The organism is Pseudomonas sp. D47 (assembly GCF_045447305.1).
Taxonomy (GTDB): Bacteria; Pseudomonadota; Gammaproteobacteria; order Pseudomonadales; family Pseudomonadaceae; genus Aquipseudomonas.
In genome coordinates this window covers 25,609-52,450 of sequence record NZ_JBJGXU010000029.1, presented here as the reverse complement: position 1 = coordinate 52,450, position 26,842 = coordinate 25,609, and the positions used below count along the sequence as shown (strand labels likewise).

The window sequence follows — 26,842 nt, the reverse complement described above, 5'->3', positions numbered from 1 at the left end:
TTACTCAGACAGGGCTTTTTTATTCAATATGTTTTCGATAATATCCTCAGTTCAAGTGGAGAACTCGGAGCAATTTCGCGATTGCGGGTATATTTCACACCGACGCGTCTGTTGACGCGGCGGGCGGATGATTTTGTGCTGTAGCCTAAATGTAAGTTGCAATGGGTGTTGTGTACGTAAGGAAAAATATCTTTCTCTCTTGAATTGAGAATCACGGCGAGCTAAATAGCTAACGGTCTGTTGTTTCGGTTGTGTTATTTTTTTTAGTAACGAAGGTCTTCATATAAAAATAAGGCATGGGGGAAGCTCCCATGCCTATATGTATCAATGAATTCCTACCGGTTTATCATTTTTGTCATAGCAAATTGGATACTCACAGTGCCCGCCAGAATTGAGCACTTCTAGTTCATATACCGCCGGCAGGTATTGCTTGAGCTCCGCCTTGGATACTTTCTTGCCATTGATGGTGCATTCATCGTCTGCACGCGGGTTGCACCAGGCTTCTTTTACTTCGATGGCTTTTGTGGGTTTTGTCATGGGTGTCTTTTCGACCTGTGGCACGTCATCGACTGACGAATCACTCGTTGCATTCGCATCCAACGAGTAGGCATTAATAGAGTCTTTTGCGCTCGCTTTGCTGATGCCGTGATCTAGCAAAAAGTCTTGAAGTATTTTTCGGGATTGTGCGTAGGTAACCTCTTTCCCCTTTTTATTTGGCCCACCATCCATGCGATAGGCAATCGGATAACCATCCTCACTTTCATAGATGTAATAGTAAATTGAGAGACTAAAGCTGAGGTCTTGGCCGTACGTTCCATAGATACCTGAGCCATTGGATGCACGGCAAGTGCCTCGTACGCATTTGCCGCTGATGTGGTTGCTGAAGGTGACGTTGCGCTGCTGCTGTGCATTCCACTGAGTAATGTTTCTTGGGATGCTATACCAGGTGCAACGGAAGAACTTTGCCCCGTACTGGTTTTTGGCCTCTGCGCACGGAATGGCATAAGGTAAATCATTCATATTTTGTTCATTTGGTAGCACGGGCGGATACATGTACCCGTAGTCAACTTCGGCTTGTGCGTTCAATGAAAGTGCAAGTGCCAAGCAGCTTGCTGCTTTGAGTGCAGTTGATTTTATATTCACTGTCTTAAACTCAGGGTGGGAGGAAGGAAACAGTTGGGTTTTTTGTAAGGTTCTTTGTGAATGGCTTTTGGTTTTAAAACGGTGATGGGTATTTACGGACTTCATCAGCATTTAACTTGCCGACAATCTGTATTTCATTTTTGCTTGTTGCTTTTGCAAATAGGAGGCTCCCGTATTCGGGGCTCCATGAATACCTGTGTCCGCTGGATTTTATTAAATCTTTCATGCAGGTGTTGTGGGTCATCACTATAAGATTTCTGCCGGAGTTCTTGTGTTCGAGTAGCTTATCCACGATGTCGTTTCCGCAAATGGCCTCTCTATCGGATAGCAGGCTCGCTTTACCTAGCATGAAGTCGGATGTTTGAACTGTTCTGGTCATTGGGCTGGTAAAAATGTCAGCATCTTCAAAATCAAAGTGTGCTTTTAAATGAATGCCTGTTTCTTTTGCTCTTTCGCCTCCAAGAGCAGTGATTCCTTCGTCTGGGCCTAAGCAGGGATTGTTTGAGCGATCACAGCGCTCTTCGTGCCTTATTAACAGAATAACGTTCCCACTTTTCCAGTGTTCAGAAAGTCCAGAGCCGATTAGTTTTTTATGTGAGTCTAAATTTGCTACGGCGTTTCTTGTAAAAGCCTCGTAAGCAAAGAGTGTTGTGCTTATAAAGCCAGCGATTAGTATTGTTTTTGTTAAGCTGATATTTATCATTTGAAGTGTCCAATATTTTAGTTTTATTGGTTGTGTTCGGTATGTATTGACTTTTTAGCGTGAGTACGAGCGCAGACTGACTGTGTTGCTTGCTATTTTTTGTAGACAACTCTCAGTTTTTTATTGATGTAGTCTTTTATGATTTCGTAATCGGGGTTGTAGGTGGCTAGAGTGTGGCCAGTACTGGCCAAGGTAGCAGCAGCTGCTAATGCTACGCCGACGGGTAAAGAAGCTGCGCCGATGAAAGTGCCCAATATGCCGCCTTGAGCGATAGCGCCTTTCATGTCGCTTTTAACTCGGCATTTTAATCCAAGACGCTCAATTTCGTTTTCTACGGACTTTATGGACGCCGTGAAGCTTCCTCTAAGTCCGATAACTTCAAACGAAGACTTGTTTAATAAAAGCTTGATTATTTCTGCTTTATTAAGTCCCGTTATAATTGGTGATGTCATATCTTCCTCTCCTATCTTTTTCAAATTTATCGTTCTGTGGGTATCCCATACGAGCTCTAAAAAGCTAATCCCTGCTTCTGAGCTGACTGCTTCGTCTCGGAGGGATTCGTGCACCAAGCGACAATTTCGACTTGAGGAAGGACTGTTGTTGGTGTGTCTGTTGGTTTCATACCGACCCTCGGATGGAAGCGGCTAACGTTCAAAAACCCAATACTACCAAAACGGTAGTATTTAGCTAGCGATTGCCATGCACGATCATTTTTTTGGTCGGGCTATGTCGATGTCAGTACTCGCAAAACGAATCAAGGAAGCGCGTATTCGTGCTGGTATGTCGCAGGAACGCTTGGGTTTAGATGCTGGCCTTGATGAAATGTCTGCCAGTACACGTATGAACCGCTACGAGCTTGGCAAACGCACCCCCGCACCAGATTTTGTTGAGCGTCTGAGCAAGGTACTCCACGTCCCTGCGGCGTATTTTTACGCTGTCGAAGACAACGAAGCAGAGCTGCTGATTAAGTTTCATCTCCTGAGCAATACAGCGCAGGCAAAGGTGTTGACATGCATCGAGGAGATCTCGAAAACTGTTGATTAGCATGCGAGGGCGCCCGTCCCTGGTGGCGTCTATTACCAATACAGTGACGTTCAATCAGCTTTTGCGCTGATCGAGGCAAGTGCTTCAAGCTTTCGGGCGAGCTGTGTCGCTGGCACAGATCCTTTGGATGCGCCAGCGGGGCCGGTGCAGGAGTCACTGTCGGTACCGGTAAAAAACTCCTCGATTACCGCACCACCGTCTTCCTCGTTATCTTCAAAAATCCCATTGCTAAAGCCTTTCTGAGCGGCTGCATCTAGAGCCGATTGTAGGAAGCCTGCTGCCTGGCGTATTTCATCCAACTCTTTCCCGGCCTGCAGTGCTTCTTCCAGGCTCATGCCGCTGCGCACGGTGATGTCTGCGTAGAAGATTGGTGTGCCATGGCTCTGCCGAGTGGATTTTCCGCGTAGGCGCAGTTCCAGTGGTAGGCACGCCAGGCGGTTGCCAGACACCGCCTGGAAGTACTGCAAGCGGGCCGCCAGTGTACGAATGCTATTAAAGCCTGTTGTGCGAAACACGAAGCTGCCGAGTGTGTCATCGTTGCCGATCACCACATTAAGTCGTCCGTAAGGCTTGCAGGCATTGCTCTTGGCCAACAAGCAGGCGTCTGGTGAAGGGCAGGGCAAGGACTTGATGCCGTCCTCACATTGCCGCTTGCAGGTCTCGCCGTTACCGACACACAGCGGGCGACCCGTGTTGCGGTCGAACAGGGTGTACTCAGCCCTGAAGTTGAGCTCTGGATCGTTGAACAGCACGCGAATGGGGATGCTCCGTAGCTTGGTGTCAGGCGTCTCGCGTAATTCGTCATTCAACGGATGCAGCAGCCAGCCGTCCCTACTTTGCACCTGTGAGGTGATCGTGAATTGATCGTCTTTCTCCGGTAGGCGCTTACCGTTTTTCTCGACGATTTTGCCAATGGAAATACGTCCGAGCACGGGCGGTGTAATGACCAGGCCTTTGAGCATGGTGGTTCTCCTTGGAAGTGAAAATGGCCACCCGAAAACTGAATCGCGTAGGGACGGCCAGACAGGAAAAAAGATCAGTTGATAAGGAAGCGGCGGCTGCCTTCCTTGCGCATGCTGAAGCGGACTTGCAGGTAGGGCTTCTCCTTCAGCAGGCGCTCGACATCGAGCACGGTGCTGTCTTTGGAGCGTTTCCAACTGATAAAGCCATTGCTGAACTGCGCACGTGTGGCTTCGCCCATGGCTTGCAGCAGGATCTGTTTCAGTTGAGATTCGCGGCTTTCTTTTGCCGTAATGGACTGCCGAACAGCCTTGAGTTCCAAGTAGGTCGCGGCCAATCCAGCATGGGCGCTGAAGTCCACGGTTTGGCCGTTGTCGTGAGGGTAAAGGCAACGCAGCGCCGCTTCAGATGAGGCGCTACCATCGACGGGAGGTGGGGTGTCGGTTTGTACGTAATGCCAGAATTTGCGTTCCAGTTCGATCAGGCGAGCAATCATTTGCTCGTCCCGTTCGATGCGGTAGATCTCTAAATGCTGGCCACCAAGCAGAACTGCAACATCAGCCGCCTGCTTGCCGGTGACGGCCAACTGGTGCATGACCTGCAATTGCACATACTCAGGCACGCCTTCTTTCCAGAGGCGTGCTCCGTTTATGCCGGCAGTTTTGCATTCAAGGATTTGTACATCGTCGGCACCGTTCACTTCGCGGTCAATATTGGCGAGCATCCAGGGTAGTTCTGGATCAGGATGCTGCAGCACGGCGTTAATCCGTCGCACTTTCTTGCCGGTGCGTTTGCTGTAATGCCAGGCAACGATGGGCTCCAGCACATTGCCCCAGTAGGCAGGGCTTTCCTCATCATGAGGGTCTATTTTCGGTAGCGCGGCATCCCGGCCCGTCTTTTCAAGCCACAACTCAAGCTGCGATTTATAAGGGTTCAGGCCAACCGCTGCGCCCGCGTCTGAGCTGCCAATGCCTTGTTTGCGTACGGTGAGCCAGTCTTCACGGGGCAGTTCTTTGGTGCCAATTAAACGAAGGGCCGGACGGCTCTTGTAAGCATTTTCATTTTTAGGAATCGCTTTCATGAGGGATACCTTACGGATGTAAAAACGCCCGTTGAGCTGGATGCTGAACGGGCGTTATGGTTGAAGGGTAGAGGTCATTTCAGGCAGCGAGTTGTTGGGCAGCCTCCAATGCCCGTTGTTTGATTTGCGCCCCCTGACCGAACCAGGCGGAGTCCATGCGGTACTCGTTGCTACGTGCTCTGCGCTCGTGGTCGACATACTCGGTCACGGCGTTGAGCAGACCCCAGGCAGTGCCTTGTGACGACTCAAGCGTTGCGCCACGTCCGCGTCCTTCGTACAGGCTTTGTACTTTGCGCAGGGCACGTTCGTTGGGGAGGACTTCAGGTAGTTTGCTATTGGGCGTTACTTCACATAAGACGTTCATGAAGAACCCCATAGCTTCATGCCACTGGACTTTACGGTCGGCCAGCACGCGCATGCGATACATGAACTCGTCCCATTGCGAGACGGCTACACCCAATTGCTTTTTGACGGCCCGGGCATCGAACCGGGTGCTGTGCGGCACCTTGATGGCGCGTGTGGTGCCATCCAGGGCGATGGTCAAAGTGTTGTTGCAGACCACGCGAACGGTAGTCGGCGTGGCGGTAGTGGCGAGCGTGCCGTCGCAAGAGGTCGCCAGCAACAAGTAGCCATTCACCACGTCGTTGCCTTTCAGTGCTGTTCTTTGCCCGGTTCGCGCTAATGCCCAGAACTTACGACCGCCTTTGAGCACTCCAGCGGTTTCCAGCTCATAGCCGGACACTTCAGTCAGGTCTCGGTAGAACTCCATCACCTCACGTGGCTGAACGATTTGATAGCGGTTAGAAACCACCGACAGCGGTGCCTTGGTGTCGGAACGGTACAGCACCTTTTGTTCCGGGAATGAGTGAATGCTGCCCATATGGCCGATAGCGTCGGCCTTGAAGTGAACCGGACTTTCCTGAATCTGCCAGTCCATACCGGCTTCACGCTGCCAGACTTCGATCGGCTGTTTCTGTGTCAGTTGACGGCCGAGGCCGTGCCACGGGGTTGCGCCAATGTAAGCCATTTGTTCGATTTGATGAGCCATGATTAAGGTTCCTTGGGGTGCAGGCCGGCATAAACGCCACGCATCGCGTGGCACTGTCCGGAGGTAATAGAAAGAAAGGAGTAGAAGACGGATTAAGCAGGGAGGTTGAAGCGGTGCCCGCAGATCAGGCAGAGGTTGTGGGCGAGTACATGGCGGTCAAGCTTGCCGCCTAGTTGAGCTCCTAATGCGCAGCCGCCAGCGCCGCCGACAAGTCCGCCTAGGATGGCGCCAGAAACGGCTCCGAGTGTGACGCCGAACGGACCGGCAATAGCGCCAACGGTGGCACCTGCCTGACCGCCAGCAAGTGCTGCACTGACGCCGCGTGCTGCTCCGCCGACCGTACCGATGGCCGCTGCAATTTTCATGGCTTGGTGGAAGGAAGCGATTTTGGGTGAGTTACAGCGAGGGCACTGCAATGACATGGTTTGAGGCTCCATGGTGGGGGTGTCATGGCAGTGATGTAGAGTTGAGTTTTTTTCGAATCGAATATCCGTTTTTGATGAATGATTTGAACTGTGCGGCAGAAGTAGGCATACGCTGTGTAAAAACAGAGGCGCCGTTTTATGGCTATTGTGTTTTTGCGGCTACGCCCCGTTGATTGAGACGTTAGAACACACCAATTTGTTTAGTCTCCGTTGATAATCTTGAGTGATGCCGGAGCCCTCCTTCACTAAAGGCGAAGCGTCAGCGGGAACCTTTTGCCGATTCTCTATATCTCGTGTCTAGCACAATCGTTACTATGTGGCACACTGCCAGCGGAGCAGGGTGATGGCTTTTGGATTGAAAGGATTCCAGGATGATCAAGAGGTTCCGACTAGAGCAGAAGTCTCATTACGAGCGCCTCGTTATTGCTCAAAGATTGTCGGACATGCTGGATAAGTTTCTCGGCGGGAGACTTGCGCCGATTGAAATTGGCGCTGAACAGGGGGGAATCAAGGAGTGGGATGACGTGGTCATCCTGCATGCTTCTGGTCAGTACGAGCATCTGCAGATAAAGCGGCAGACGACACCGTTTTGTACTAAAGCCCCCGACAAAGGCGAGTATCTTGCTTCGCGGAGCCAAAAGAAGAAGCAACAGCAGACCAAGACACCATCGGACCCCAACCTCCCCTCAACCCCGGAGTCAACTGACAAGCAAGACGCTGTTGAGGGCTCAGTGCTCGATTCAGCCTTTGGGCACTTGGCCAGTTGGTCTGCTTCTGATGAAGGTCAACTCGCACCTGACCGTACGTTTTCGCTTACCCTCTTGGGTGCGCACCTCGGGATTAAAAATAAACTCACCGTGAATCACTTGGATGAGTTTTGTGGGCTATGCCGCCAGGACGGCGTCGATCTTGAAGCACTTGCTGCTCGGGACGATGGGCCTACGAAAAGCATTTATCAGTGGCTCACCACCTGGTGTGGCTTCACGGACTGGGCACACATTCAGAACACGATGAAACGTGTAACTGTTGTCTGCGTCGGAAACGAGGCGAATCTCGAAAAGCGAGCAATTGAGTCCCTTGAGCGCCACTTCATCAATCCGAAGCAAACCCTTGATCTACTGATAGCGTACATCACCAGCAACACCTCTGATGTATCTGCGGTGCAATGTCACGCAGTAGTCCGGCACCTTCGAGCGATGTTGCGCCCAGATATTGAAACTTGGACTCAGTACCTTCTGGGCCAGCCAGCCTCAGGAAATAATCCATGGTCTGTCTCAGGTACTCACAATGTTGAGGGCGCGACCTCAATCGCAGGCTGCTCCAACGCTGTAGTTGAGCACCTGTGGAGCACCGTTTCACGGAATAGCAGGCTCCGGATCTACGCCAAGCACTCCGCCCCAGCTGGGACAAGTCTGACTTTGCCCTCTGCCATACTTCGCCTGGCACTGCATCTGCAACAGGGTAGCCAAAGTCTGTTGCTCGATGAAAGTTCTTGGCGTACCAGCGCAGGCCACCAAATTGGCCACACGCTTGGTAACGGGGAGCGAGACCTCAAAGACCTTCCGTGGTTTGAGAACCCAGAAAGCCTCGTTTGTGCGGCCCAGCGCGACCTCACGACTCAAATCGCCGCGCGTACCGAGGCCGAGGCGCTTGCCAGGGCAATGGACGAAGTCGTCTGGAAACAGCTCAGGGAGAGCGTCTCAGCGCGTTTGGGCGAGATCAAAGATCTAGCGTTATTGAACGCGATGGACATGACCTGGCAATCCTGGTCATCAGAGTTGACTGTCGACTGCGTAAGCCGTCAGCTTCTCTTGGAGCAGCTGTTATATCCAGCGACCGAGGGAATGAATGCCACACACGCATTGCGTGTCGGACCTCGCACTATAGAAATGATGGACGTTGCAATTGTAACCCTTCTGTTGGTTGCTGTTGCGGTCGGCGGTGATGGAGCCAACTGGCGGTCGTTCCCCAATTGTGGGGAGGTGCTCAGCATTGCTCTCAAGCATTGGTCGGGACCCGCGACTGACAAAGGATGTGTGCGGGAGCTGTCAGAAGACGGTTTGATGGCAGTCGTAGGGCCTTCGCCTGCGTCTGTTGTCATCCTTTCAGGTGTCAGTGCATCACCAACAACGTTACTTGATGAAGGGATGGCGGACGATGCCGGGACATCTACAAGTATGGCTGCGGAACGCCGGCCTCAGTTATTGGTGACGAGGTTTAAGGCTATCCAGTTCTTGCGCCAAGGAACCCTACAAAGCGTACAACAGTATTTTGGAATGCAGTGGCAAGATCGGCAAATGGCCCGAGAGGCCGCGATCAAAGCCAATGGGAAAGGAGTCTGAGATGGTGACAATTGAAACGGTGGTCAACGCCATCTCCGAGCGTGCTGCAGATCGGTATGAGATTCAAAGCGCTGATTCAGAGGCGCTCGCTTTGCCGGGAACAGCCCTCGACTCTGTTGTTTGTAGGCTCAAGCGCTTGAGCACCACAAATGCTGGTTGGCGAACCATCTTGATTGCAGAGTTGCCTTTCGAGCCATCTTCAATTCAAGCAGCCTTTCGCTGGGCGGCTGATACCCGAGATGTCCTCCCCGAACCTCAGACAGCCGATCTCTACATGTTCCTGCTGATCAATGGAATAACTGAAGAAGACGCTGCCCGGATCGAAACGGATGATCGATTCTGCAGAAAGGTGGTAGTACGGGACTCAGAGCCGGCCAACGATTTCTTAGATCGTACCTTCCTAGCCTCTCTTTCACCGGTCGGGGGAGGGGACTCGATCAGCGATCCTCTATTGGCCGCACTGAGTTCTCTTTCAAAGACCCATCCTTGGACGGCTACGCATCTCGATGCTTGGTATGAATCACTACTGTCCGGCAAACCCGGAAGCGAAGTGGCTAAGGTCTTGAGCGAAGTGGCTTTTGGTGTCGAGGAGGCAAAATGACGAAGCTGAAATCTGTCACGCTTTCGAATATACGACGATTCGGCTCAGAAGCTACGATCGAATTAAGTCCCGGGGCTACCATCTTGATCGCTCCGAACGGTACGGGTAAAACGGCAGTCTTTGAAGCCATTGAGTTGGCTTTGACGGGAAAGATCAACCGTCTTGGTGACGACCTCTCCCCTATTATTCGAGATTCGCAAACTCACGCTCAGGTAAGCCTGAACTTCGACGGCATCATTGCTTCGTCCCGAGTAAACTTGGCTGGCGAGGTTGTCCAAGGAGGAGACCTGAGCGCTATATTTCCCGATACGGCACCTGGCGACTTACCGTATTTGTTACGGCTCACGCATTTGCTGGATCAACGTGAGCGCGACTGGCTAGTTCAGACCGACCCAAAAGCGGCGGGTGCTCAACTCGCGCGACTGCCTATTGGTCGGGATGGGGCTCAAGCTAGTACAGTGCTCGCAGGTATCCGTCGCTCTCTTACAGAGCAGGTTAATCAAGCCAAAGTACTGCTGGCAGCCATTGAGGTAGAACAGAGGGATTGGCAGAGCTTGGCCCAAGAGCGGGATATAGCTGCGGCCCAATCCCAGGGGGCGTTGAGAACCAGAGACACCATCGCCCGCACGATCTCTGATATTGCGAACCAGACACAAAGCCTTGCGCTGCTGCCGCCGGGTCTTCTTACTGAGCCTGTTCGGCAGGACTCACTAGAGACTGTCCACTTAGCTTTGGCAGAGATGCTCCAAGTTAAGGTTGCCCGCCTGCGAGAACAGATCTCGGCGCTGACTGAGGTCGATGACCTGATCGGGAAATTCCTTTCTGATCAGTCTCAAGTGCAAATTCTGAGTCAGGCGAACACGTCCGCGAAGGTCGCTCTCGATGACAAGATGCAGGAGCGCGCCGACACCTCTATTGCCCATGATCTTACTCACAACGATATTGTACTAGCAGAACAGGAGCGCGCAGCCGTTGATCAGCAGTTGGAACAGCATGTTAGCGAGGCTAACTCCAAGCAGGAAATCCTTCAGCGTACTGCGGCACTTCAAGAGGCTAGTGGCACCTTAAACGATTGCGAGCGAGCCTGTGCCAGGCTTCGTGATCTACACCAGAACAACGAACAGTTGCGTAACCAGCATGAGCTGCTTGATAAACAGCTCCAATCTCTGGCTCAGACCGAATCTGATCTTCAAAGAGGCTTGCAGATAGTAGAACTCTGGGCACAGGCACTAAAGCGCGCCGAAGTTGTGGCAACTGAAATTGGTCTCGCCCAAGAACGATTGGAGGTGATGGGCAAGCAGCTCGTCGATGCGGTGTCTTCGCGCAGCATTTGCGAAACCGAGGAGACTCAGGCGAGAAGTAACCATCAAACGCTGAGTTCAGCCGCAGATACTATTCGCCAGGCAGTGGCTTCCATTGCCGCGCATTTGCCACCTGATCGTGGTGATTGCCCCTTGTGTGGAGAGCCGCATGGAGCACAGAAGCTACACGAACGTGTAAACAATGCGTTGCAGGCTATTGACCCGAGTATTGTCGAAGCAGAGCTCAGACTAAAGAGCGCGACCGATCAACTCCGGGCCAGCCAGGACGCGGTGGCTGCTGGCCAGACTGCCATGCAAGCGGGTCAAGAGGAGCTGTTCGAGCTGGAGGCTGATCAAACCAATTTAGTTTCGCAGATCTGCGAGTACCAATCTGAGTCCATTCTTGCAAGCGATACGCTGCCCTTGGCGAAGGAGTCAGTTCGGCTTCAGTTGGAGGCAAATAACACCGGTAAACACCAACTCTCTGAAAAGAAAAAAAGTCTGGCAGTGCTTCCGACAAGGGAAGATTTCGATCGGACGAAGAATGCCTATGAGCTCGCTACTCGGTCACTGGAATCAGCGAGACAAGCCCAATCCGACGCAAGCACACGTCTAGATCAAGCCACCGCATCGCACGCTGCAATTATCGCTGATGCGCCTCCGTTGCGCTCGCAGGATGAGCTTTCCGCCGATAAAAATCGAATTGTCCAGCGTATTTCAGACCTTCAAGCGAAAACCATCATTGAGCAATCGTTGTTGGATAGGCAACAAGCTCAGTTGGGAGAGCTAACCTTTTTGGCTTCGGGTGCGGCGACCCAATTCACGGAGGCGGTGACACGACTTGCGGCCCTTAGAGGTACTTGGCGTCAACTTAGCTTGACCGGTGACCCTGGTGCTGAGGTGGCGCGCAGTCATGAGGCTAAGTTGAACGCGGACCTTGTAGAGCTGGAGCGGCATTCTGAGTCGCTTGAGACTATCAAGATAGAGATTTCCGCTTGGGCCAACCTTGAGCAAACACGTGTAGCTCAGGGACTATTAGATCATCGGCGCGGAGGACTGTCTGAAGAAGAGTTCTCCAGTCAACTACAAAAGCGGATTGATGAAAAAAGAGCGTCACTAGGGCGCCTCACGAAAATGTCTACTGCTATGGACGCATTCAATCAATACCTGAAGCAGGAAATTGAGAATGTGCAGAAGCACGTAGTTGCGGTTGTTCCCCGATGGCAAGCACTGCTGAAACGAATAGTTAGAGACCAGCGCTTCTCCGCTACGAAAATGGACTTTTATAGTGCTTGGAAAAAAGACCGCGCAGAGGTCTCGGTGCCGCTCCATGGCAACGATGTCCCAGTGCCGGCAATCGCCAGCGAAGCCCAACTGACCGATTTACAACTCACGTTCCTGCTCTCCATGGCCGTCAATCATCGTTGGTCGCCTTGGAAAGCTCTGCTCTTGGATGATCCGACTCAGCACCATGACCTGGTACACGCCTCCTCGGTGTTCGATGTTCTCCGTGACTATATTGTCGACCACGGTTTTCAGGTGGTGATCGCGACACATGATGCTCTGCAGGCTCGATATTTCATGCGAAAACTGCAAAACGATGGGATTGATGCTCGAATATGGTCGCTCGTGCCCACGATTGAGGGAGTTAAGGCTGAGGAGAGCCAATGGCCTGGGAGAGTTAGTCAATAGTAGGCTGCGTTAATATCTACTATTAAACGGGAATACGTAAAAGACATACGTCGATAAATTGATAGCTTCATGGTTGAGCTGAGCCTGCTTTGCTCAGACTCAGGAGCGCGGACGATCTAAGCGTCGTACAGAAAGGACTACTGTGAGGTCAAAAATAGGGACGCAGATCTTGAATTTTGCGGAAAGATAAAGTGCGCGTTAATGCAGCCCTTTTCAATCTCCGCGAGTTAACTGGCCCCCTGGTCATTGGACTATCCAGTCCTCCTCAGAGTAAAAGCAGTCCCGCTGAGCGCTCTGGAGGCGAGACGGGAATAGCAAACCTACTCCGCGATCACCTGTGCATTCGGAGTCGAACCTGCGGGTTCACGGAACAATAAGGTGAGCTCCAATGCCAACTGGAAGCCTTCTTCAGCTTTTTCCTCAATCTCGGCATGACCATCGATATCGATTGCCAGGCGTGACTCACTGCCGTGCACAAGGCTGGATCGTAATTTGTAAAGTTTTTCGAACTCTTCGGCTTTCTGCTCTCCGAGGAGCGCTTTGACCAGGCGTTTCCCTGCTTTTGAAATCGATTCCCTTTTGGCTTCACCCAACACACTTTTAAGCCAGTTTTTAACCTCATCGGTGGATTGTATCTCCGATACTTTTTTCTTGAGGGTATCAAGCGCGTCCTGGAAGTTCTTCTCTACGCGTCCTCTATCGCTGAGAGTTTCTACTGCAGTCATTGCCAGAATGAGCTTGGATTTAGCATGTGGGTCAGCCAAAGCAAGCCCAAGCACATTCAACGCTTCCAGCGTGCGAATCGTGCCGAAGTTGAATTCAGTATCAGGAAGGGCGATTTCTGTGAGTGATCCAAGATCGAACGTGGTGCCTGTAGGCATGGCGCCAGGCCAATGTTGGCTGCGCTCGGTTTCATAGACCTGGGGCTTGTAGCTCACCGCGACAATGTTAGATTTCTCAAAGAAGCTACCAATGGTATTTGTCGCTAAGCGCTGAGTAGTGTCGAAGGACAGCCAATCAAGGTGAGCAATCTTGAGCTTAAGCAGTGTGATTTTAGTTTTCATCATCATCGTAGCCAGATGCTGGAGTGCGCCCTCCTTGCTTGAGTAGCCATCGGATGAGATCAGCAAGACGTTATCCTCTTTGCGTTCAACCTTGACAGCTTGATTTTCGCTGTCGAATAGGGCTTCAGGGGACTTTGTACCGATGTTGCGATCTGTTAGTTTCACTGCAAAGGAATAAGAAAACACCGTTGATCCCTCAAGGTTAGATTTGGACGTAATTACGTATTCCATATAACGAGAAAAATGGCTAGCGCCATGTGCTTTTCAAGTAAATGCAACCCTCCACAACGCCTGTTTTGAGTCGAAAGCTGCCCTTGGTTCAACGTATCGAAACGACTTTTTTATCTCGATTTTCTCTGATAGCTGACACAGACAAGTTACCGGTAGCAGCTTCTTGGATATGGCCGCTCCACCAGGCCATCATTGGGCGTCTGCGCTCAATGTAGTCCGCTCGGTTATAGGCGCTGCGTACCTCGTCTTTATCGACGTGGGCAAGTGCGACTTCTATCAATTCAGGATCCCAGCCCTGCTCGTTGAGAATAGTGCTCGCCATTGAGCGCATTCCATGACTTACGAGGCGCCCCTCGAAACCCATCCGCTTCAGGGCCATGTTGGCCGACTGACTGTTGCAGTGGGTGCGTGGATCTCTGTCAGCGGGGAATACGAACTCTCTATGGCCGCTGTAGGGTTTGATCGTCTCAAGGAGAGCAAGTGCTTGTTCAGTCAGTGGTATGACGTGCGCACGTCGCTTTTTCATGCGCTCAGGTGGGATGGTCCAGATCTTCCTTTCGAAGTCGATGTCAGTCCAGGAAGTTGTAGCTGCTTCCGCAGGGCGCGTCATGGTGTGAAGCTGCCACTCGATCAAGCAGCGTGTTGTTCTTTTGATGCTGGCATTGGCGATTGCAATCATCAGTTCTGGCAGTTCTTCTGGCCGAAGAGCGGCCATGTTCTGCTTTTTCGGTTTCTTGAAAACGGCCCGGATGCCGCTGAGTGGGTTGGCAAAGATCATTCCCGAGTTCACTCCGTAGGTCATGATCTCGTTGAGTCGTTGGGTCAGTCGCTTCACTGTCTCCAGGCTACCTTTAGTTTCCAAAGGGCGCAGCAGTTCGATGACCATCGGGGCATTGATCTGCGAGATAGGTGTTGTTTCCAGTGAGGGAAAGACATGCAGTGTGAGCGAGCGCCAGATGTCCTCGGCATAAGCCTGAGTGACCGAATCCTTTTTCAGTTCAAACCAAGCAGACGCCACGTTCTCGAATGTGTGCTCGGTAGCCTGCCTTTTTGTCTGCTCCAGCTCGCTACGTCGTTCTTTCGGGTCGATGCCCTGGGCGAGAAGCTCTCTGGCTTCAACTGTTTTCTTCCTGGCTTGCGCGAGTGAGAGTTCTGGGTAGGTGCCTAGGCCCATATTGATGCGATTTTTGGTAATCGGCTGCCGGTAATTGAAGTTCCATAGCGTAGAGCCATTGACCCTAACGCGCAGCTGTAAACCGTCTCCATCGCTGAGGACGTAGTCCTTGTCTTTCGGCTTTACCGCTTTGAGCTGGCGGTCAGAGAGGCGGGTGGCTTGGGCGCACATGAGGTATTCCATGACATCAATTGGTATTCCAAAAATTATCACTGAAAGGCTTGGAATACCATCTGGAATACCAGGTGGCGTGGATTGTGCCGGACGTCCATGGACGCTAGTAGACCCTAAAGCCCCGTATTTACTGGGTTTCAGGCACAAAAAAAGACGTCCGTGGACGTCTTTAGATGTTGAAGTGGTGGAGCCGGGGGGATTTGAACCCCCGTCCGCCAGTACTCCGCTGTCGGTACTACATGCGTAGCCGTTTCTATTAAGTTAACCCTCAGCGACCCGAAGGGCAGGGTGCTTTGGGCGAGTTGTGTAAGTTTTAGCCGCTTCGTCCACAACGTACTGCACGGCGATTCTGTTCTATATGACAATCACTTTGGGTTTACAGACATCCCCTGGTGATTGCTGGACCCGAAGGTACCAGAAGCTCAGGTCTAAGGCTGCTTACGCAGCGATAGCGAATTCCTGGCCGTAGTTTTCGTCATTGGCAACTATAAGAAGTTGCAACAGTGGATTTACGAGTTCTGTTACCAACTCGGCATGCACCTAAAGTTTCGCGACCGGCGTCGAATCCTAAACGGCCCCGTGCTTGTAACTCGTTGTTTCTTAGTGAGTGACAAGCCTGTGCAGTGTACGCCAAACGTTCGCAGAAGGCCAACCCGAAGGTTGGCCGCGAGCGCGTCAGGGGCTTACTGGCCGCCTTTCTCGCTGTTCTGCAAGTCCTGGATGGCTTTGGAGGTGATCTCGATGCACTTCTTGTCATCGCCAGCCGCGTGGGCAGCCTTAGCCTGGGAGACGGCGGTGTCGATTTCGCCGCTTTTGCCACTGGTGTCGGTGGCCAGTAGCGCTTTGCCGTTGTTGATTTTGTCCAGGTTGATTTGGCAAAGCTCGTCTGTTTTACCGGCTGCAAACACCGGGGAGGCCATCATCGCAGCGGTAATAAACAAGCCAGCAAGAGCGGAACGCTTCATAGGGTATCTCCTTGCGAAAAAGGGCTCGACGCTGCTGGCGTTCAAGGCCTGCCAGCGACATCACTGATGAGCCTCGTTCACCGAGGCCTATGCAGATGACTACGCCGGCACGCAGGGGTTCGGTTTTGTTGGCTGATTAAAGCGCCCGCGCCTGGGTTACCCGGTCCACCAGGTACACCAGCCCGTGGTAATCAATGCCTCCATGTTGGCTCAGGCCGATCTCGCAGGTGCGGCTGGTGGAGATGCCTTCGCTGCAATATTGCACGGCGTCCTTGAGCGAGCGCAGGGCGTGGGCGTTGAGTTCCGGCGTGGTAAAGCCTTTGTCGCCGGCAAAGCCGCAGCAGTGGATGCCTTCCGGGATCACCACGGTTTTTGAGCAGCGTCGCGCGAGATCGATCAATGCCTGGCTTTCACCCAGGTGCTGAGTGCTGCAGGTGACGTGCACGGCGATGGGCGCTTCCTGGGGCGTGAAATCGAGGCGGTCCATCAGGTGGGTGCGGATAAACCGTACCGGGTCGTAGAGGTCCAGGCGCGTTTCGCCGAGGTCTTGCACCAGCCGCAGAGTGCAGGGGCTGGTGTCGCAGTAGATCGGGTCGAGGCCGCCACGGCTGGCGTGAAGCAGGGCGCCGATCAGTTCTTGGCGTTTGTGTTCGGCCTGTTCGGCATAGCCTTTGGAGGCGAAAGGCTGGCCGCAGCACAGGCTGTCCTGGTTGTCGGGGATGACGACTTGGTAACCGGCTTTTTCCAGCAGGCCACGGGTTTTGTCGTACAACGACATCTGTTCTTTATCACTCGCCGCTGGGCCCATGGCGCGTGAGACGCAGGCCGCCAGGTAGACCACGCGAGGTCGCTCATCCGTCACGGCCGGGCTGAAGCGGATAGCTTTCTCCGGCTGCGGCATGGCGCTGGTCCATTGAGGGATTTGCCCTTTGGACAGTTTGGTCACCGTGGCTGACAGCTTGGCCAGGCGCGGCGCGCCCAGAAGCATGCGCGCACCATTGGCGACATGCAGAGTAAAACGTGCGCCTTGCAGTGCTGTGGCGAAATGGCTGGCCAGCCAGTCGGCGGTTTTCGTACGGTCGGCGTCGCGGGCGCGCAGCTTTTTTACCAGGTCGCCGGTATTGATGCCTACAGGGCAGCGTTGGGCGCATAACCCGGTGGCGGCGCAGGTGTCGATGCCTTGGTAGTAGTAAGCCGCTTCCAGTTCGGTGGTGTCGGCGCCCGCGCGCTTCTTCGCCTGGATGTCGCGCCAGATCACAATGCGTTGGCGTGGGCTCAAGGTCAGGCCCTTGGAAGGGCACACCGGCTCGCAGAACCCGCACTCGATGCACTTATCCACAAGCTCGTCGGCGGCGGGCAATGGTTTGAGATGCTTGAGGTGGATTTGCGGGTCTTCGCTGAGCACCACGTCGGGGTTGAGAATGCCGTTGGGGTCGAGCAGGCGTTTTAGCTGCCACATCAACTGATAGGCATCGCTGCCCCATTCCAGCTCAACGAACGGCGCCATATTGCGGCCAGTGCCGTGCTCGGCTTTCAGCGAGCCACCGAACTCCACCGCCACCAGTTGCGCGACGTCGTCCATGAACGCTTGATAGCGTGCGACTTCTTCGCTGCTGTTGAAGCCTTGGGTGAACACAAAGTGAAGATTGCCTTCCAAGGCATGTCCGAAAAGGATGGCTTCGTCGTAGTGGTGTTTGTCGAATAACTCGATCAAGCGGTTCACGCCGATGGCCAGTTGCTCGACCGGGAAGGTCACGTCTTCGATGATCACCGTGGTGCCGGTTTTACGCACGGCGCCGACGGCGGGGAAGGTGTCTTTGCGGATGGCCCACAGGCGTGCGTTTTCGACCGGGTCTTCGGTGAAGTCGACCTGTTTTTCCACTGGGAAGGGCGCCAGGGCCGCCATGATCAGCGCCAGTTGCTCGTGCAGCAAGGACGACGATGCGGCGCGGGATTCGATCAATAGCGCGCAGGCATTTTCCGATAGCTGCTGTACGAAAGCAGGCATGCCCGGCTTGTCCTGTACCGAACGCATGCTGCGCCGGTCCAGCAACTCGACGGCCGAGACCGGTTGGGATTTCAACACGGTCACGGCGTTGCAGCAGGTCTCGACATCCGGGAACACGATCAGCGCCGAGGCTTTGTTCGGGTGATCGATCACGGTGTCGTAAGTCACTGCGCTGATAAAGCCCAGAGTGCCTTCGGAACCCACAAGCAGGTGGCTGAGGATATCCAGCGGCTCATCAAAATCGACCAAGGCATTGAGCGACAGGCCGGTGGTGTTTTTCAGACGGTATTTGTGGCGGATTTTGGCGGCTAATTCAGCGTTTGCCCGCGTCTCGCGGCCCAGTGTTGCCAAGCGCTCAAGCAGCGCACAGTGCTGTTCACGAAAGGCAGCGACGCTGGCTGCATCTTCGGTGTCCAGGCGGCTGCCATCGGCGAGTACCAAACGGATACCCGCGAGGGTGTGATAGGTATTTTGCGCGGTGCCGCAGCACATGCCGCTGGCGTTGTTGGCGACGATGCCGCCAATTTTGCAGGCATTGATCGACGCCGGGTCCGGTCCGATCTTGCGCCCGAACGGTGCGAGCCACGCATTGGCCTGGGCGCCAATCACGCCAGGTTGCAGGCGGATCTGTGTGCCTTGCCCGCGAATCTCACGGCCGTTCCAATTGTCACCCAGCACGATCAGCACCGAGTCGCTGATGGCTTGGCCGGACAAGCTGGTGCCCGCCGCGCGGAAGGTCACGGGCACGCGATTACGCTGGGCCAGTTGCAGCAGCGCCACCACTTCGTCTTCCGACTCCACGCGAATCACCAGCTGTGGGATCAGTCGGTAAAAGCTGGCGTCGGTGCCGAAGGCGAGGGTGGAAAGTGGATCGTCGAAGCGACGATCTTTCGGGATCAGTTGTGCGGCGTCGCTCAGGAAAGCAGCAGGCAGGCTCATCGGTCCTCCAGAAATAGCTGACGCCGGCATGGTTGTCCGGCGTCGATTCTTACCCTATTACGCGCAGGTTTTTAGTGCACCAGCATACCGGTGAACCAGTAGGCCTGCGCCAGCGTGATCAGCCCGACGATGGTGGCAAAAAACAGGCTGTGCTTGAGGGTAAAGCGGAACAGATCGGATTCCTTGCCCACCAGCCCGGTAGCGGCGCAGGCGACGGCGATCGACTGCGGCGAGATCATCTTGCCGGTCACGCCGCCGCTGGTATTGGCGGCGACCAACAGCACGTCGCTGACGCCGATCTGATGCGCAGTGGTGGCTTGCAGCGAGCTGAACAGTGCGTTGGACGAGGTGTCGGAACCTGTCAGAAAAACCCCCAGCCAGCCGAGGAAGGGCGAGAAGAATGGGAAGGCAGCGCCGGTGCCAGCCAACACCAGCGCCATGGTCGAGGACATGCCGGAGTAGTTGGTGACGAAGGCGAACGCCAGCACCATGCCGATGGACAGGATCGGCCAGCGCAGCTCGTAGACGGTCTCTTTAAAAGTGGTCAGACCAGTTTTTATGTCGATCTTCAACACCAACATTGAAACCAGCGCGGAGAAGAAAATCGCGGTGCCGGTGGCTGAAATTGGGTCCAGCTTGAACACGGCTGGAATCGCCGTCGGGTTGGTGACGATGGGGGCGACCTTGATCACCAGTTGGTCCAGGTGTGGGATCGCGAAGTTGAACACCCAGCTGTACATCGAACCGCCCGCCGCGAACATCGCCTTGAACGGCTTGAGGGTCCAGATGGTAACCAGCACGGTCAGGATCAGAAACGGCGACCAGGCTTTGAAAATCCGCCCCAGGCTGTAGGGCGACGCGACGGTTTGGCGTGGTTGACCGAAGCCGCCGACACTGGCGGTAACCGTTGTACTTGAGGTGGCGCCGGCAATCTGTGCGCCTGCGGTGCGCTTGGGCTGCCAGACTTTCAGGAACAGGGTCAGGGAAATCAGGCTGGCCAGGGCCGAGGTGATGTCCGGCAGTTCCGGGCCGATGAAGTTGGAGGTGAAGTACTGAGTGATGGCGAAGCTCAGGCCTGCCACCAGGGCTGCCGGCCAGGTTTCGCGAACGCCGCGCAGGCCGTCCATCATGAACACCAGCCAGAACGGCACGAACAGCGACAGCAGCGGTAGCTGGCGGCCGGTCATGGCGCCGATCTTGAATGCGTCAATGCCGGTGACTTGCCCGGCGACGATGATCGGGATGCCCAGCGCGCCGAAGGCGACGGGCGCGGTGTTGGCGATCAGGCACAGGCCTGCGGCGTACAGCGGGTTGAAACCCAGGCCGACCAGCAGTGCGGCAGTGATCGCAACGGGTGCACCGAAACCGGCTGCACCTTCCAGGAAGGCGCCGAAGCAAAAGCCGATCAGCAAGACCTGTAAGCGTTGGTCGTCGGTGATCGATAGGACCGAGCTGCGGATGATCTCGAACTGGCCGCTCTTGACCGTCAGTTTGTAGAGGAACACGGCCGCGACGATGATCCACGCGATAGGCCACAGGCCATAGGCAAACCCATAACCGGCGGCGGCCAGCGCCATGTCCACTGGCATTTGGAAGGCGAAGATCGCTACCAGGATCGACAGCGCCAGGGTGATGCTACCGGCGACATGGCCTTTGAGGCGAAACACAGCCAAGGCCAGGAAGAAGAAAACGATCGGAATAACCGCGGCCAATGCGGACAGGCCGAGGCTGCCGAGAGGGCTGTAGAGCTGTTGCCAGGTTTGCATATGGGGTGGCCCCTGATTGTTGTTGTTTGGTCAGCTTGGATAATTGGTAATACCAATTTACAGTCGCTGTCGGCTAGAGTAAAAGCCTTGGATGGGGTGTGTCAATTTGCCGCTCGCGAAACTTTGGTCTTAGGTCGCGGGTGGAGTGTTCTGGTCTGATCAATCGAAGGCGTTCTGATAGGTGCCGCAAGCGCGGCGATAGGCCAGAATAGAGGGCCCGGCGAGTGGTCGGGATTGTGGAGAGTGAGTTATGGGGTTTGATCAGGTGCGTCAGCGCCGTTTGTCTGACGATATTGTCGAGCAGCTTGAGGGCATGATCCTTGAGGGCACGCTCAAGTCAGGCGAGCGCTTGCCGGCCGAGCGCGCTTTGGCTGAGCGGTTTGGCGTGTCGCGCCCGTCGTTGCGCGAGGCGATCCAGAAGCTGGCGGCCAAGGGGTTGCTGGTCAGTCGCCAGGGCGGCGGTAACTATGTGGCGGATTCCTTGGGGTCGACGTTCAGCGATCCGCTGCTGCACCTGCTGGAAAATAACCCCGAGGCCCAGCGTGATTTGTTGGAGTTTCGCCAGACCTTAGAAGCTTCGTGTGCTTACTACGCGGCGCAGCGCGCCACCGAGGTTGACCGTGAGCGGCTGACCGCCGCCTTTGAGGCGTTGCAGGATTGCTACACGCGGGTTGATGAGGTCAGCCGGGTGGAGGAGGGCGCGGCGGATGCGCGGTTTCACTTGGCCATTGCCGAGGCCAGCCATAATGCAGTGTTGCTGCACACCATCCGCGGCCTGTTTGATCTGCTCAAGCGTAACGTGGTGACCAACATCGGCGGCATGTACCAGCAGCGTACGGAAACCCGCGACATGCTGATCAGTCAGCACCGGGATTTATACTTGGCGATTATCGAGGGGCGGGCCGAGCAGGCACGCGAAGTTTCAACACGTCACCTGCTGTATGTGCAGGAAGTGTTGGAGGAGGTGCGTCAGGAAGTTCAGCGCGTGGCGCGGGCGGAGCGACGTAAAGGCATGTAGCCTGGGGTGAGCCACCCAAGGCTACATTGTCACAAGGATTACTCTTCCTTGCCCTTGTTACGCACGGCGCGATGCAGCTCACGGTTGGAGTCGCGTTCACGCTCGGTATCGCGCTTGTCGTATTCCTTCTTGCCCTTGCCCAGTGCGATCTCGCACTTGACCAGGTGCTTGCTCCAGTACCAGGACAGGCAGATGCAGGCATAGCCTTTCTGCTGTACGGCGGCAGCGAGCTTTTCCAGTTCGCGCGCGTTGAGCAACAGCTTGCGCGTGCGCACCGGGTCGGCAATCACGTGGGTGCTCGCGGTGGTCAGCGGGGTGATATGACTGCCGAGCAGCCATGCCTCGCCATCTTTGAGCAATACGTAACTGTCGACCAGTTGCAGTTTGCTGGCGCGCAGACTTTTTACTTCCCAGCCGGCCAGGACCAGACCAGCCTCGAACCGATGTTCGATGAAGTAATCGTGTCGCGCCTTTTTATTTTGCGCGATGGTCCCTGTGGGGTGTTTCTTTTGTTTAGCCATAGGGGCGGCATTATAGGGAGTTGCGAGCGTGTCGGCTACGGTCAACCTGCGTGCTTGAGCGTGTTGGACGAATCCCGGACAATACCGGCAGTTCTTTGGTTTTTTTCTCTCGCGGATTGGGCTGTTCTTTCGCGATGTTTGCCTCAGCAGTGGAAGTAACGCTCACATGACGACGCATATTCAACGTTCGGCTTTATTGCCTTATCCGGCGCAGGCGCTCTATGACCTGGTCAACGACGTGGCGCGTTACCCGGAATTCCTGCCGTGGTGCAACACCGCCGAGGTGCTGGAGAGCAGTGATGAGCACATGGTTGCCAGTGTCGGGGTGGCCAAGGGCGGTCTTAGTCAGCATTTTGTTACGCGCAATGTGCTGGTGCCTGGGCAATCTATCGAAATGGATCTGCAGGAAGGCCCGTTTACCCAGTTGCATGGGGTGTGGGTCTTCAGGGTGTTGACTGACAAGGCCTGCAAAATCAGCCTGGACCTGTCCTTTGATTACGCGGGGCCGATTGTGCGGGCAACGTTGGGACCTTTGTTCAATCAGGCTGCCAACACCTTGGTGGACGCATTCTGTCAGCGGGCCAAACAACTGCATGGTTGAGATTGAAGTGGTGTACGCCGCCGAGGATCGCCAGGTCTTGCTGGCGGTGACGGTGCCGTCGGGTTCAAGCCTGAGGGCGGCGGTGCAGGCGTCGGGAATAGCCGCGCAATTTCCGCAGTTGGTGTTGGCTGAATGCCCATTGGGGATATTCGGCAAGGTAGCCGCCGACGCAGATGTGCGCGCTGTGCAGTCGGGTGACCGCATTGAGATTTACCGGCCCTTGCTGGCAGACCCTAAAGAGGTGCGCCGGCTGCGCGCGGCTAAGGCGGCGATGGCCAGGCAGCAAAGTTCATAAGCCTGCCAATCGGCAGGCAACAAAAAGCCCGGCACGCCGGGCTTTTTATCGAGCACCGCAAAATTACTGCGGGCTGGTGTCCAGAGGCTGAGGCGTCGGGACTGGAACGGTTTGCACGCCGTCGACGTCTTTCTGGATCTGATCCAGCAACGAACCTGGCTTGGCAGGTACTTCGGACTTCGGCTTCTGCGCTTCCTGAACAGGCGCAGCCACGTTGGTGCCGTTGTCCTTGCCCAGCAAGGCTTCATCGCGGCTTACGCCGGGCATGAAGTCACCGGACAGGCTGACAAGCTGGTCACTGCCATTGAAGATGACGCTAACGCGTTCCTGCTGGCGTTCACCGCCGCCTGGCTGGATGCTGTAGAGATAATCCCAGCGATCGGCATGAAAAGTGTCGGTCAGCAGGGGGTTACCCATAATAAACCGTACTTGCCGTCGGGTCATTCCCGGACGTAACTGGTCTATCATGTCCTGCGTGACGACATTGCCCTGCTGGATGTCGATTTTGTAAACCCCGGGGAATGAACAACCGGCGAGTGCGAGCAGTCCCACAAGGGTGAAACTGGTTAGCAAGAGCTTGGTGTTTTGCATCGGTGGGCGACTTCCACTATCTTGGCTGGGACAACGTAAACGCCGATCATACCCGTATTAAGAGAAGCTGCGAAGCAGCATCCGCGAGAAAGCTAACCATGGTTGAAAATAGCGAACTACGCAAAGCCGGTCTTAAAGTGACTCTGCCACGAGTCAAGATTCTACAAATGCTCGATTCTGCTGAGCAGCGCCACATGAGTGCCGAGGATGTTTACAAGGCACTGATGGAGTCTAACGAGGACGTTGGCCTGGCCACGGTTTACCGTGTGCTGACCCAGTTTGAAGCCGCAGGGCTGGTGGTTCGTCATAATTTCGACGGCGGTCATGCGGTGTTCGAATTGGCTGACGGTGGTCATCACGACCACATGGTTGACCTGGATACCAATGAGGTTATCGAGTTCACCAGTCCGGAAATCGAGAAGCTCCAGCACCAGATTGCTGAGGAGCATGGATTCGATTTGGTGGACCATAATCTGGTTCTTTACATCCGTAAGAAAAAGTAAAAATCGACACAGATTCGCTCTGTGAAACGATAGAAGGCGACCCTAGGGTCGCCTTCGTGCTTTCTATAAGGCAGAAAAATGCTCGATTCAGGCCTTGGCGGCCACGACCATTTTTTTCGCGTGAGCCAGGGACTCTTTCGTCAGGTCGATACCGCCCAACATCCGTGCCACTTCCTCCACGCGTTCCGATTTGTTCAGCTTGGATACGGCCGTGTGCGTCGCATCGCTGCCGCGTACTTTATGTACAAACAAATGCTGATGCCCTTGGGCGGCCACTTGCGGCAAGTGAGTCACCGTAAGCACCTGGCCGCGATCCCCGAGTCGGCGCAACAACTGGCCAACAATCTCGGCAGTCGGCCCGCCGATACCCACGTCCACTTCATCGAATACCAGTGTGGGTACCCGTGAGGTCTGCGCGGTGATTACTTGGATCGCCAGGCTGATCCGCGACAGCTCGCCACCGGACGCCACTTTCGCCAGCGCCTTGAGTGGCTGGCCAGGGTTGGCGCTGACCAGCAGTTCCACCTGTTCCAGGCCGTGGGGTTGCAGTTCGTTGCTGGTGTTGGCGTGCAGCTCGATAGTGAAGCGCCCGCCGGGCATGCCCAGGCGCTGAATCTCCTGCTCTACGGCGCTGGCCAGGCTTGTAGCCGCTTGTTGGCGCAGGTCGCTCAGTTCGCGGGCCTTTTCTTGGTAGTGCCGGGCAAACGAGGCGAGTTCGTCGCCCAGCCGCTCAATGGATTCGTCGTTGGCGTTGAGGGTTTCGATTTCATCCAGGAGTTTTTGCTGCATCGTGGCCACTTCGGTGGGCTGGATGCGGTGCTTGCGCGCCAGGGTGTAGATGGTATCTAGGCGCTCCTCTATTTCCTGCAAGCGGGCAGGGTCGGCGTCGAAGTGGTCGAGAAAGCGATTCAACTCTCCCACGGCTTCTTCGACCTGGATCTGTGCACTGGTCAGCAGGGTCGTGGCCTCGCTCAATGAGCCTGATCCACTGTTCACGCTGGACAGGCGATTGAGGCTGGCGGTCAGTGCATTGAGCACGTTGCCCGAATCACTTTCGCTGCATTGCTCCACCACCTGGCGGCAGATACCCAGCAGGGTCTCGGCGTTGGTGAGGTTCTTGTGTTCCTGCTCCAGTTGCTCCAGCTCGGTCTCGCCCAGGCCGAGGCTTTCCAGCTCTTCCAGTTGGTAGCTGAGCAGTTGATGACGGGCGCGCTGCTCATCGCCGGAATTGGAGAGGCGTTCCAGCTCCTGGCGTGTCTGCCTCCAGCGCTGGGCGGCAAGCTGTACCTGCCGGGCCAGATCGGTGGCGCCGGCGTATTCATCGAGCAGTCGGCGATGGGTGTCGGTTTTCAGCAGGGATTGGTGTTCGTGCTGGCTGTGGATATCGATCAGCAGCTCGCCCAGGGCTTTCAAGTCGCCAAGGGGGCAGGGCGTGCCGTTGATGTAGCCGCGCGAGCGCCCTTCTGCGGTGATGACGCGGCGCAGGATGCACGGGCCTTCATTATTAAGGTCGCGCTCGGCCAGCCAGGTTTCGGCTTCGGGAATGTCTGCCAGGTCGAAGGTGGCCAGGATATCGGCCTTGTCCGCCCCGGGGCGCACCACGCCGCTGTCGGCACGGTCGCCGAGCGTCAGGCCCAGCGCGTCGAGCATGATCGACTTGCCGGCACCGGTTTCGCCTGTGATTACGCTCATCCCGCGATCCAGTTCGAGGTCCAGATGTTCAACGATGGCGTAGTTATGTACAGACAGGTGCACGAGCATAGCGGCCGCTCCGAGGCGTTAGGTCTGGTTATTTATACAGTGTTTTGTTTGGGGCTGACAATCCTGGTGCTTAGCTCGATTTGCTTGATCGAATCGTTTTTTTAGCTCAGCAGGGAATGAGGGCGCAGGAATTGATCTACGGCAGGCGAAAGACTTTTGGTAACGCTTGCGCTCTTGAACCTGGAAATTGTGGCCCCATATACCGGAACAGAAGCGCGAGTTGAGTTCGCGCATGATTTTGAAAGGAGAAATCTATGGCTGACGAACAGACGCAGGATACGCAAACTCCAGACGCCAATTCGGCTGTCGGTGATGAACTGGCGACTCGTGTGCAAGTGCTCGAAGAGCAATTGGCTGCTGCGCAGGATCAGTCTTTGCGTGTTGCCGCCGATCTGCAGAACGTCCGCCGCCGCGCCGAGCAGGATGTTGAGAAGGCTCACAAGTTCGCGTTGGAAAAATTCGCCAATGACCTGCTGCCGATTATCGACAGCCTGGAGCGTGGCCTTGAATTGTCCAACCCGGACGATGAAAACATCCGCCCAATGCGCGAAGGGATTGAGCTGACCCTGAAAATGTTCCAGGACACCCTGAAGCGTTATCAGCTGGAAGCCATCGATCCGCAAGGCGGCGAGCCGTTCAATGCAGAGCATCACCAAGCCATGGCCATGCAGGAAAGCCATGACCTGGAGCCCAATAGCGTATTGAAAGTGTTCCAGAAGGGTTATCAGCTCAACGGTCGTTTGTTGCGCCCGGCGATGGTGGTGGTGAGCAAAGCTCCTGCACCCGTTGCACCTTCTATTGATGAGCAGGCTTGAAATCCGCCGCAAGGCCCCCATTTATAAGTCAAGCGTTTAAGTGCTACCGCAGTTAGCCACCACTGCTGCGGCATCC

The 26,842-nt window shown here is 55.0% G+C and carries 24 protein-coding genes and 1 other RNA gene; 9 read left to right on the top strand and 16 right to left on the bottom strand.

Annotated elements, in window-relative coordinates; translation table 11 throughout:
- Positions 1-324 precede the first annotated feature (324 nt).
- The 3 genes from ACI77I_RS19180 to ACI77I_RS19170 form a co-directional block, all read right to left on the bottom strand.
- Positions 325-1,248, bottom strand: coding sequence for a hypothetical protein (locus ACI77I_RS19180; protein WP_406998182.1), 924 nt, complete (start codon positions 1,246-1,248; stop codon positions 325-327).
- Positions 1,217-1,846, bottom strand: a complete 630-nt coding sequence (locus tag ACI77I_RS19175) for a histidine phosphatase family protein (RefSeq protein WP_406998181.1) — start codon at positions 1,844-1,846, stop codon at positions 1,217-1,219. Before ACI77I_RS19175 ends, ACI77I_RS19180 begins: the two co-directional genes overlap by 32 nt.
- Before the next feature lie 92 nt (positions 1,847-1,938).
- The gene (locus tag ACI77I_RS19170) at positions 1,939-2,298 is read right to left on the bottom strand and encodes a hypothetical protein (protein ID WP_406998180.1); all 360 of its coding nucleotides are present in this window, start codon (positions 2,296-2,298) and stop codon (positions 1,939-1,941) included.
- A gap of 247 nt (positions 2,299-2,545) precedes the next feature.
- Between ACI77I_RS19170 and ACI77I_RS19165 the strand changes: the two genes are divergently transcribed.
- Entirely contained in the window at positions 2,546-2,890 is a 345-nt protein-coding gene (locus ACI77I_RS19165; RefSeq protein ID WP_256858702.1) for a helix-turn-helix domain-containing protein, read from the top strand.
- Between the two features lie 50 nt (positions 2,891-2,940).
- On the opposite strand, the gene ACI77I_RS19160 is transcribed toward ACI77I_RS19165, so the two are convergent.
- From ACI77I_RS19160 to ACI77I_RS19145, 4 genes are all read right to left on the bottom strand, one after another.
- Positions 2,941-3,852, bottom strand: a complete 912-nt coding sequence (locus ACI77I_RS19160; RefSeq protein ID WP_406998179.1) for a hydrolase or metal-binding protein — start codon at positions 3,850-3,852, stop codon at positions 2,941-2,943.
- Positions 3,853-3,926: 74 nt separating this feature from the next.
- Positions 3,927-4,931, bottom strand: a complete 1,005-nt coding sequence (locus ACI77I_RS19155) for a YqaJ viral recombinase family protein (RefSeq protein WP_406998178.1) — start codon at positions 4,929-4,931, stop codon at positions 3,927-3,929.
- A 79-nt stretch (positions 4,932-5,010) separates the two neighbouring features.
- Positions 5,011-5,979: a DUF932 domain-containing protein gene (locus ACI77I_RS19150; protein WP_406998177.1), complete on the bottom strand. Its 969-nt coding sequence runs from the start codon at positions 5,977-5,979 to the stop codon at positions 5,011-5,013.
- 92 nt (positions 5,980-6,071) lie between these two features.
- Complete coding sequence (locus ACI77I_RS19145) at positions 6,072-6,401, bottom strand: hypothetical protein (protein ID WP_406998176.1); 330 nt, start codon at positions 6,399-6,401, stop codon at positions 6,072-6,074.
- Between the two features lie 374 nt (positions 6,402-6,775).
- On the opposite strand from ACI77I_RS19145, the gene ACI77I_RS19140 reads away from it, so the two are divergent.
- Genes ACI77I_RS19140 through ACI77I_RS19130 form a run of 3 tightly spaced genes read left to right on the top strand, consistent with a single transcriptional unit; the run spans position 6,776 to position 12,340 of the window.
- Positions 6,776-8,746, top strand: a complete 1,971-nt coding sequence (locus ACI77I_RS19140) for an ABC-three component system protein (RefSeq protein WP_406998175.1) — start codon at positions 6,776-6,778, stop codon at positions 8,744-8,746.
- Between the two features lies 1 nt (position 8,747).
- On the top strand, positions 8,748-9,347 hold the full coding sequence (locus ACI77I_RS19135; RefSeq protein WP_406998174.1) for an ABC-three component system middle component 1: 600 nt from the start codon (positions 8,748-8,750) through the stop codon (positions 9,345-9,347).
- A complete protein-coding gene (locus ACI77I_RS19130) occupies positions 9,344-12,340 on the top strand; it encodes an AAA family ATPase (RefSeq protein WP_406998173.1) in 2,997 nt (998 codons plus the stop codon). The genes ACI77I_RS19135 and ACI77I_RS19130 overlap by 4 nt, the downstream gene beginning before the upstream one ends.
- Positions 12,341-12,660: 320 nt before the next feature.
- Here ACI77I_RS19130 and ACI77I_RS19125 read toward each other — a convergent pair whose 3' ends face one another.
- From ACI77I_RS19125 to ACI77I_RS19100, 6 genes are all read right to left on the bottom strand, one after another.
- Positions 12,661-13,590, bottom strand: coding sequence for a hypothetical protein (locus ACI77I_RS19125; RefSeq protein WP_406998172.1), 930 nt, complete (start codon positions 13,588-13,590; stop codon positions 12,661-12,663).
- A gap of 133 nt (positions 13,591-13,723) precedes the next feature.
- Positions 13,724-14,980: an integrase domain-containing protein gene (locus tag ACI77I_RS19120; protein WP_406998171.1), complete on the bottom strand. Its 1,257-nt coding sequence runs from the start codon at positions 14,978-14,980 to the stop codon at positions 13,724-13,726.
- A 185-nt stretch (positions 14,981-15,165) separates the two neighbouring features.
- Positions 15,166-15,562: a transfer-messenger RNA gene (ssrA, locus tag ACI77I_RS19115) on the bottom strand.
- Between the two features lie 104 nt (positions 15,563-15,666).
- Positions 15,667-15,948, bottom strand: a complete 282-nt coding sequence (locus ACI77I_RS19110) for a hypothetical protein (protein ID WP_094951694.1) — start codon at positions 15,946-15,948, stop codon at positions 15,667-15,669.
- Between the two features lie 136 nt (positions 15,949-16,084).
- Positions 16,085-18,895: an FAD-binding and (Fe-S)-binding domain-containing protein gene (locus tag ACI77I_RS19105; RefSeq protein ID WP_406998170.1), complete on the bottom strand. Its 2,811-nt coding sequence runs from the start codon at positions 18,893-18,895 to the stop codon at positions 16,085-16,087.
- 71 nt (positions 18,896-18,966) lie between these two features.
- Positions 18,967-20,661 carry a lactate permease LctP family transporter gene (locus ACI77I_RS19100; protein ID WP_263274017.1) on the bottom strand — a complete coding sequence of 565 codons (1,695 nt, stop codon included), beginning with the start codon at positions 20,659-20,661 and terminating at the stop codon, positions 18,967-18,969.
- 250 nt (positions 20,662-20,911) lie between these two features.
- Here ACI77I_RS19100 and ACI77I_RS19095 point away from each other — a divergent pair, with 250 nt between their 5' ends.
- Positions 20,912-21,679: an FCD domain-containing protein gene (locus ACI77I_RS19095; protein ID WP_094951697.1), complete on the top strand. Its 768-nt coding sequence runs from the start codon at positions 20,912-20,914 to the stop codon at positions 21,677-21,679.
- A 38-nt stretch (positions 21,680-21,717) separates the two neighbouring features.
- On the opposite strand, the gene smpB is transcribed toward ACI77I_RS19095, so the two are convergent.
- A complete protein-coding gene (gene smpB / locus ACI77I_RS19090; RefSeq protein WP_003176160.1) occupies positions 21,718-22,200 on the bottom strand; it encodes an SsrA-binding protein SmpB in 483 nt (160 codons plus the stop codon).
- Between the two features lie 166 nt (positions 22,201-22,366).
- On the opposite strand from smpB, the gene ACI77I_RS19085 reads away from it, so the two are divergent.
- Both ACI77I_RS19085 and ACI77I_RS19080 read left to right on the top strand, forming a co-directional pair.
- A complete protein-coding gene (locus ACI77I_RS19085; RefSeq protein WP_406998169.1) occupies positions 22,367-22,801 on the top strand; it encodes a type II toxin-antitoxin system RatA family toxin in 435 nt (144 codons plus the stop codon).
- Entirely contained in the window at positions 22,794-23,096 is a 303-nt protein-coding gene (locus tag ACI77I_RS19080; RefSeq protein WP_406998168.1) for an RnfH family protein, read from the top strand. The genes ACI77I_RS19085 and ACI77I_RS19080 overlap by 8 nt, the downstream gene beginning before the upstream one ends.
- A 63-nt stretch (positions 23,097-23,159) precedes the next feature.
- Here the strand turns inward: ACI77I_RS19080 and ACI77I_RS19075 are convergent, their stop codons facing one another.
- On the bottom strand, positions 23,160-23,687 hold the full coding sequence (locus ACI77I_RS19075; protein ID WP_406998166.1) for an outer membrane protein assembly factor BamE: 528 nt from the start codon (positions 23,685-23,687) through the stop codon (positions 23,160-23,162).
- A 98-nt stretch (positions 23,688-23,785) separates the two neighbouring features.
- Between ACI77I_RS19075 and fur the strand changes: the two genes are divergently transcribed.
- On the top strand, positions 23,786-24,190 hold the full coding sequence (gene fur / locus ACI77I_RS19070) for a ferric iron uptake transcriptional regulator (RefSeq protein WP_083360362.1): 405 nt from the start codon (positions 23,786-23,788) through the stop codon (positions 24,188-24,190).
- Between the two features lie 87 nt (positions 24,191-24,277).
- Here fur and recN read toward each other — a convergent pair whose 3' ends face one another.
- Complete coding sequence (gene recN / locus ACI77I_RS19065) at positions 24,278-25,951, bottom strand: DNA repair protein RecN (protein WP_094951701.1); 1,674 nt, start codon at positions 25,949-25,951, stop codon at positions 24,278-24,280.
- A 254-nt stretch (positions 25,952-26,205) separates the two neighbouring features.
- Between recN and grpE the strand changes: the two genes are divergently transcribed.
- Positions 26,206-26,766 carry a nucleotide exchange factor GrpE gene (grpE, locus tag ACI77I_RS19060; RefSeq protein WP_094951702.1) on the top strand — a complete coding sequence of 187 codons (561 nt, stop codon included), beginning with the start codon at positions 26,206-26,208 and terminating at the stop codon, positions 26,764-26,766.
- The last annotated feature ends 76 nt before the right edge of the window (positions 26,767-26,842 follow it).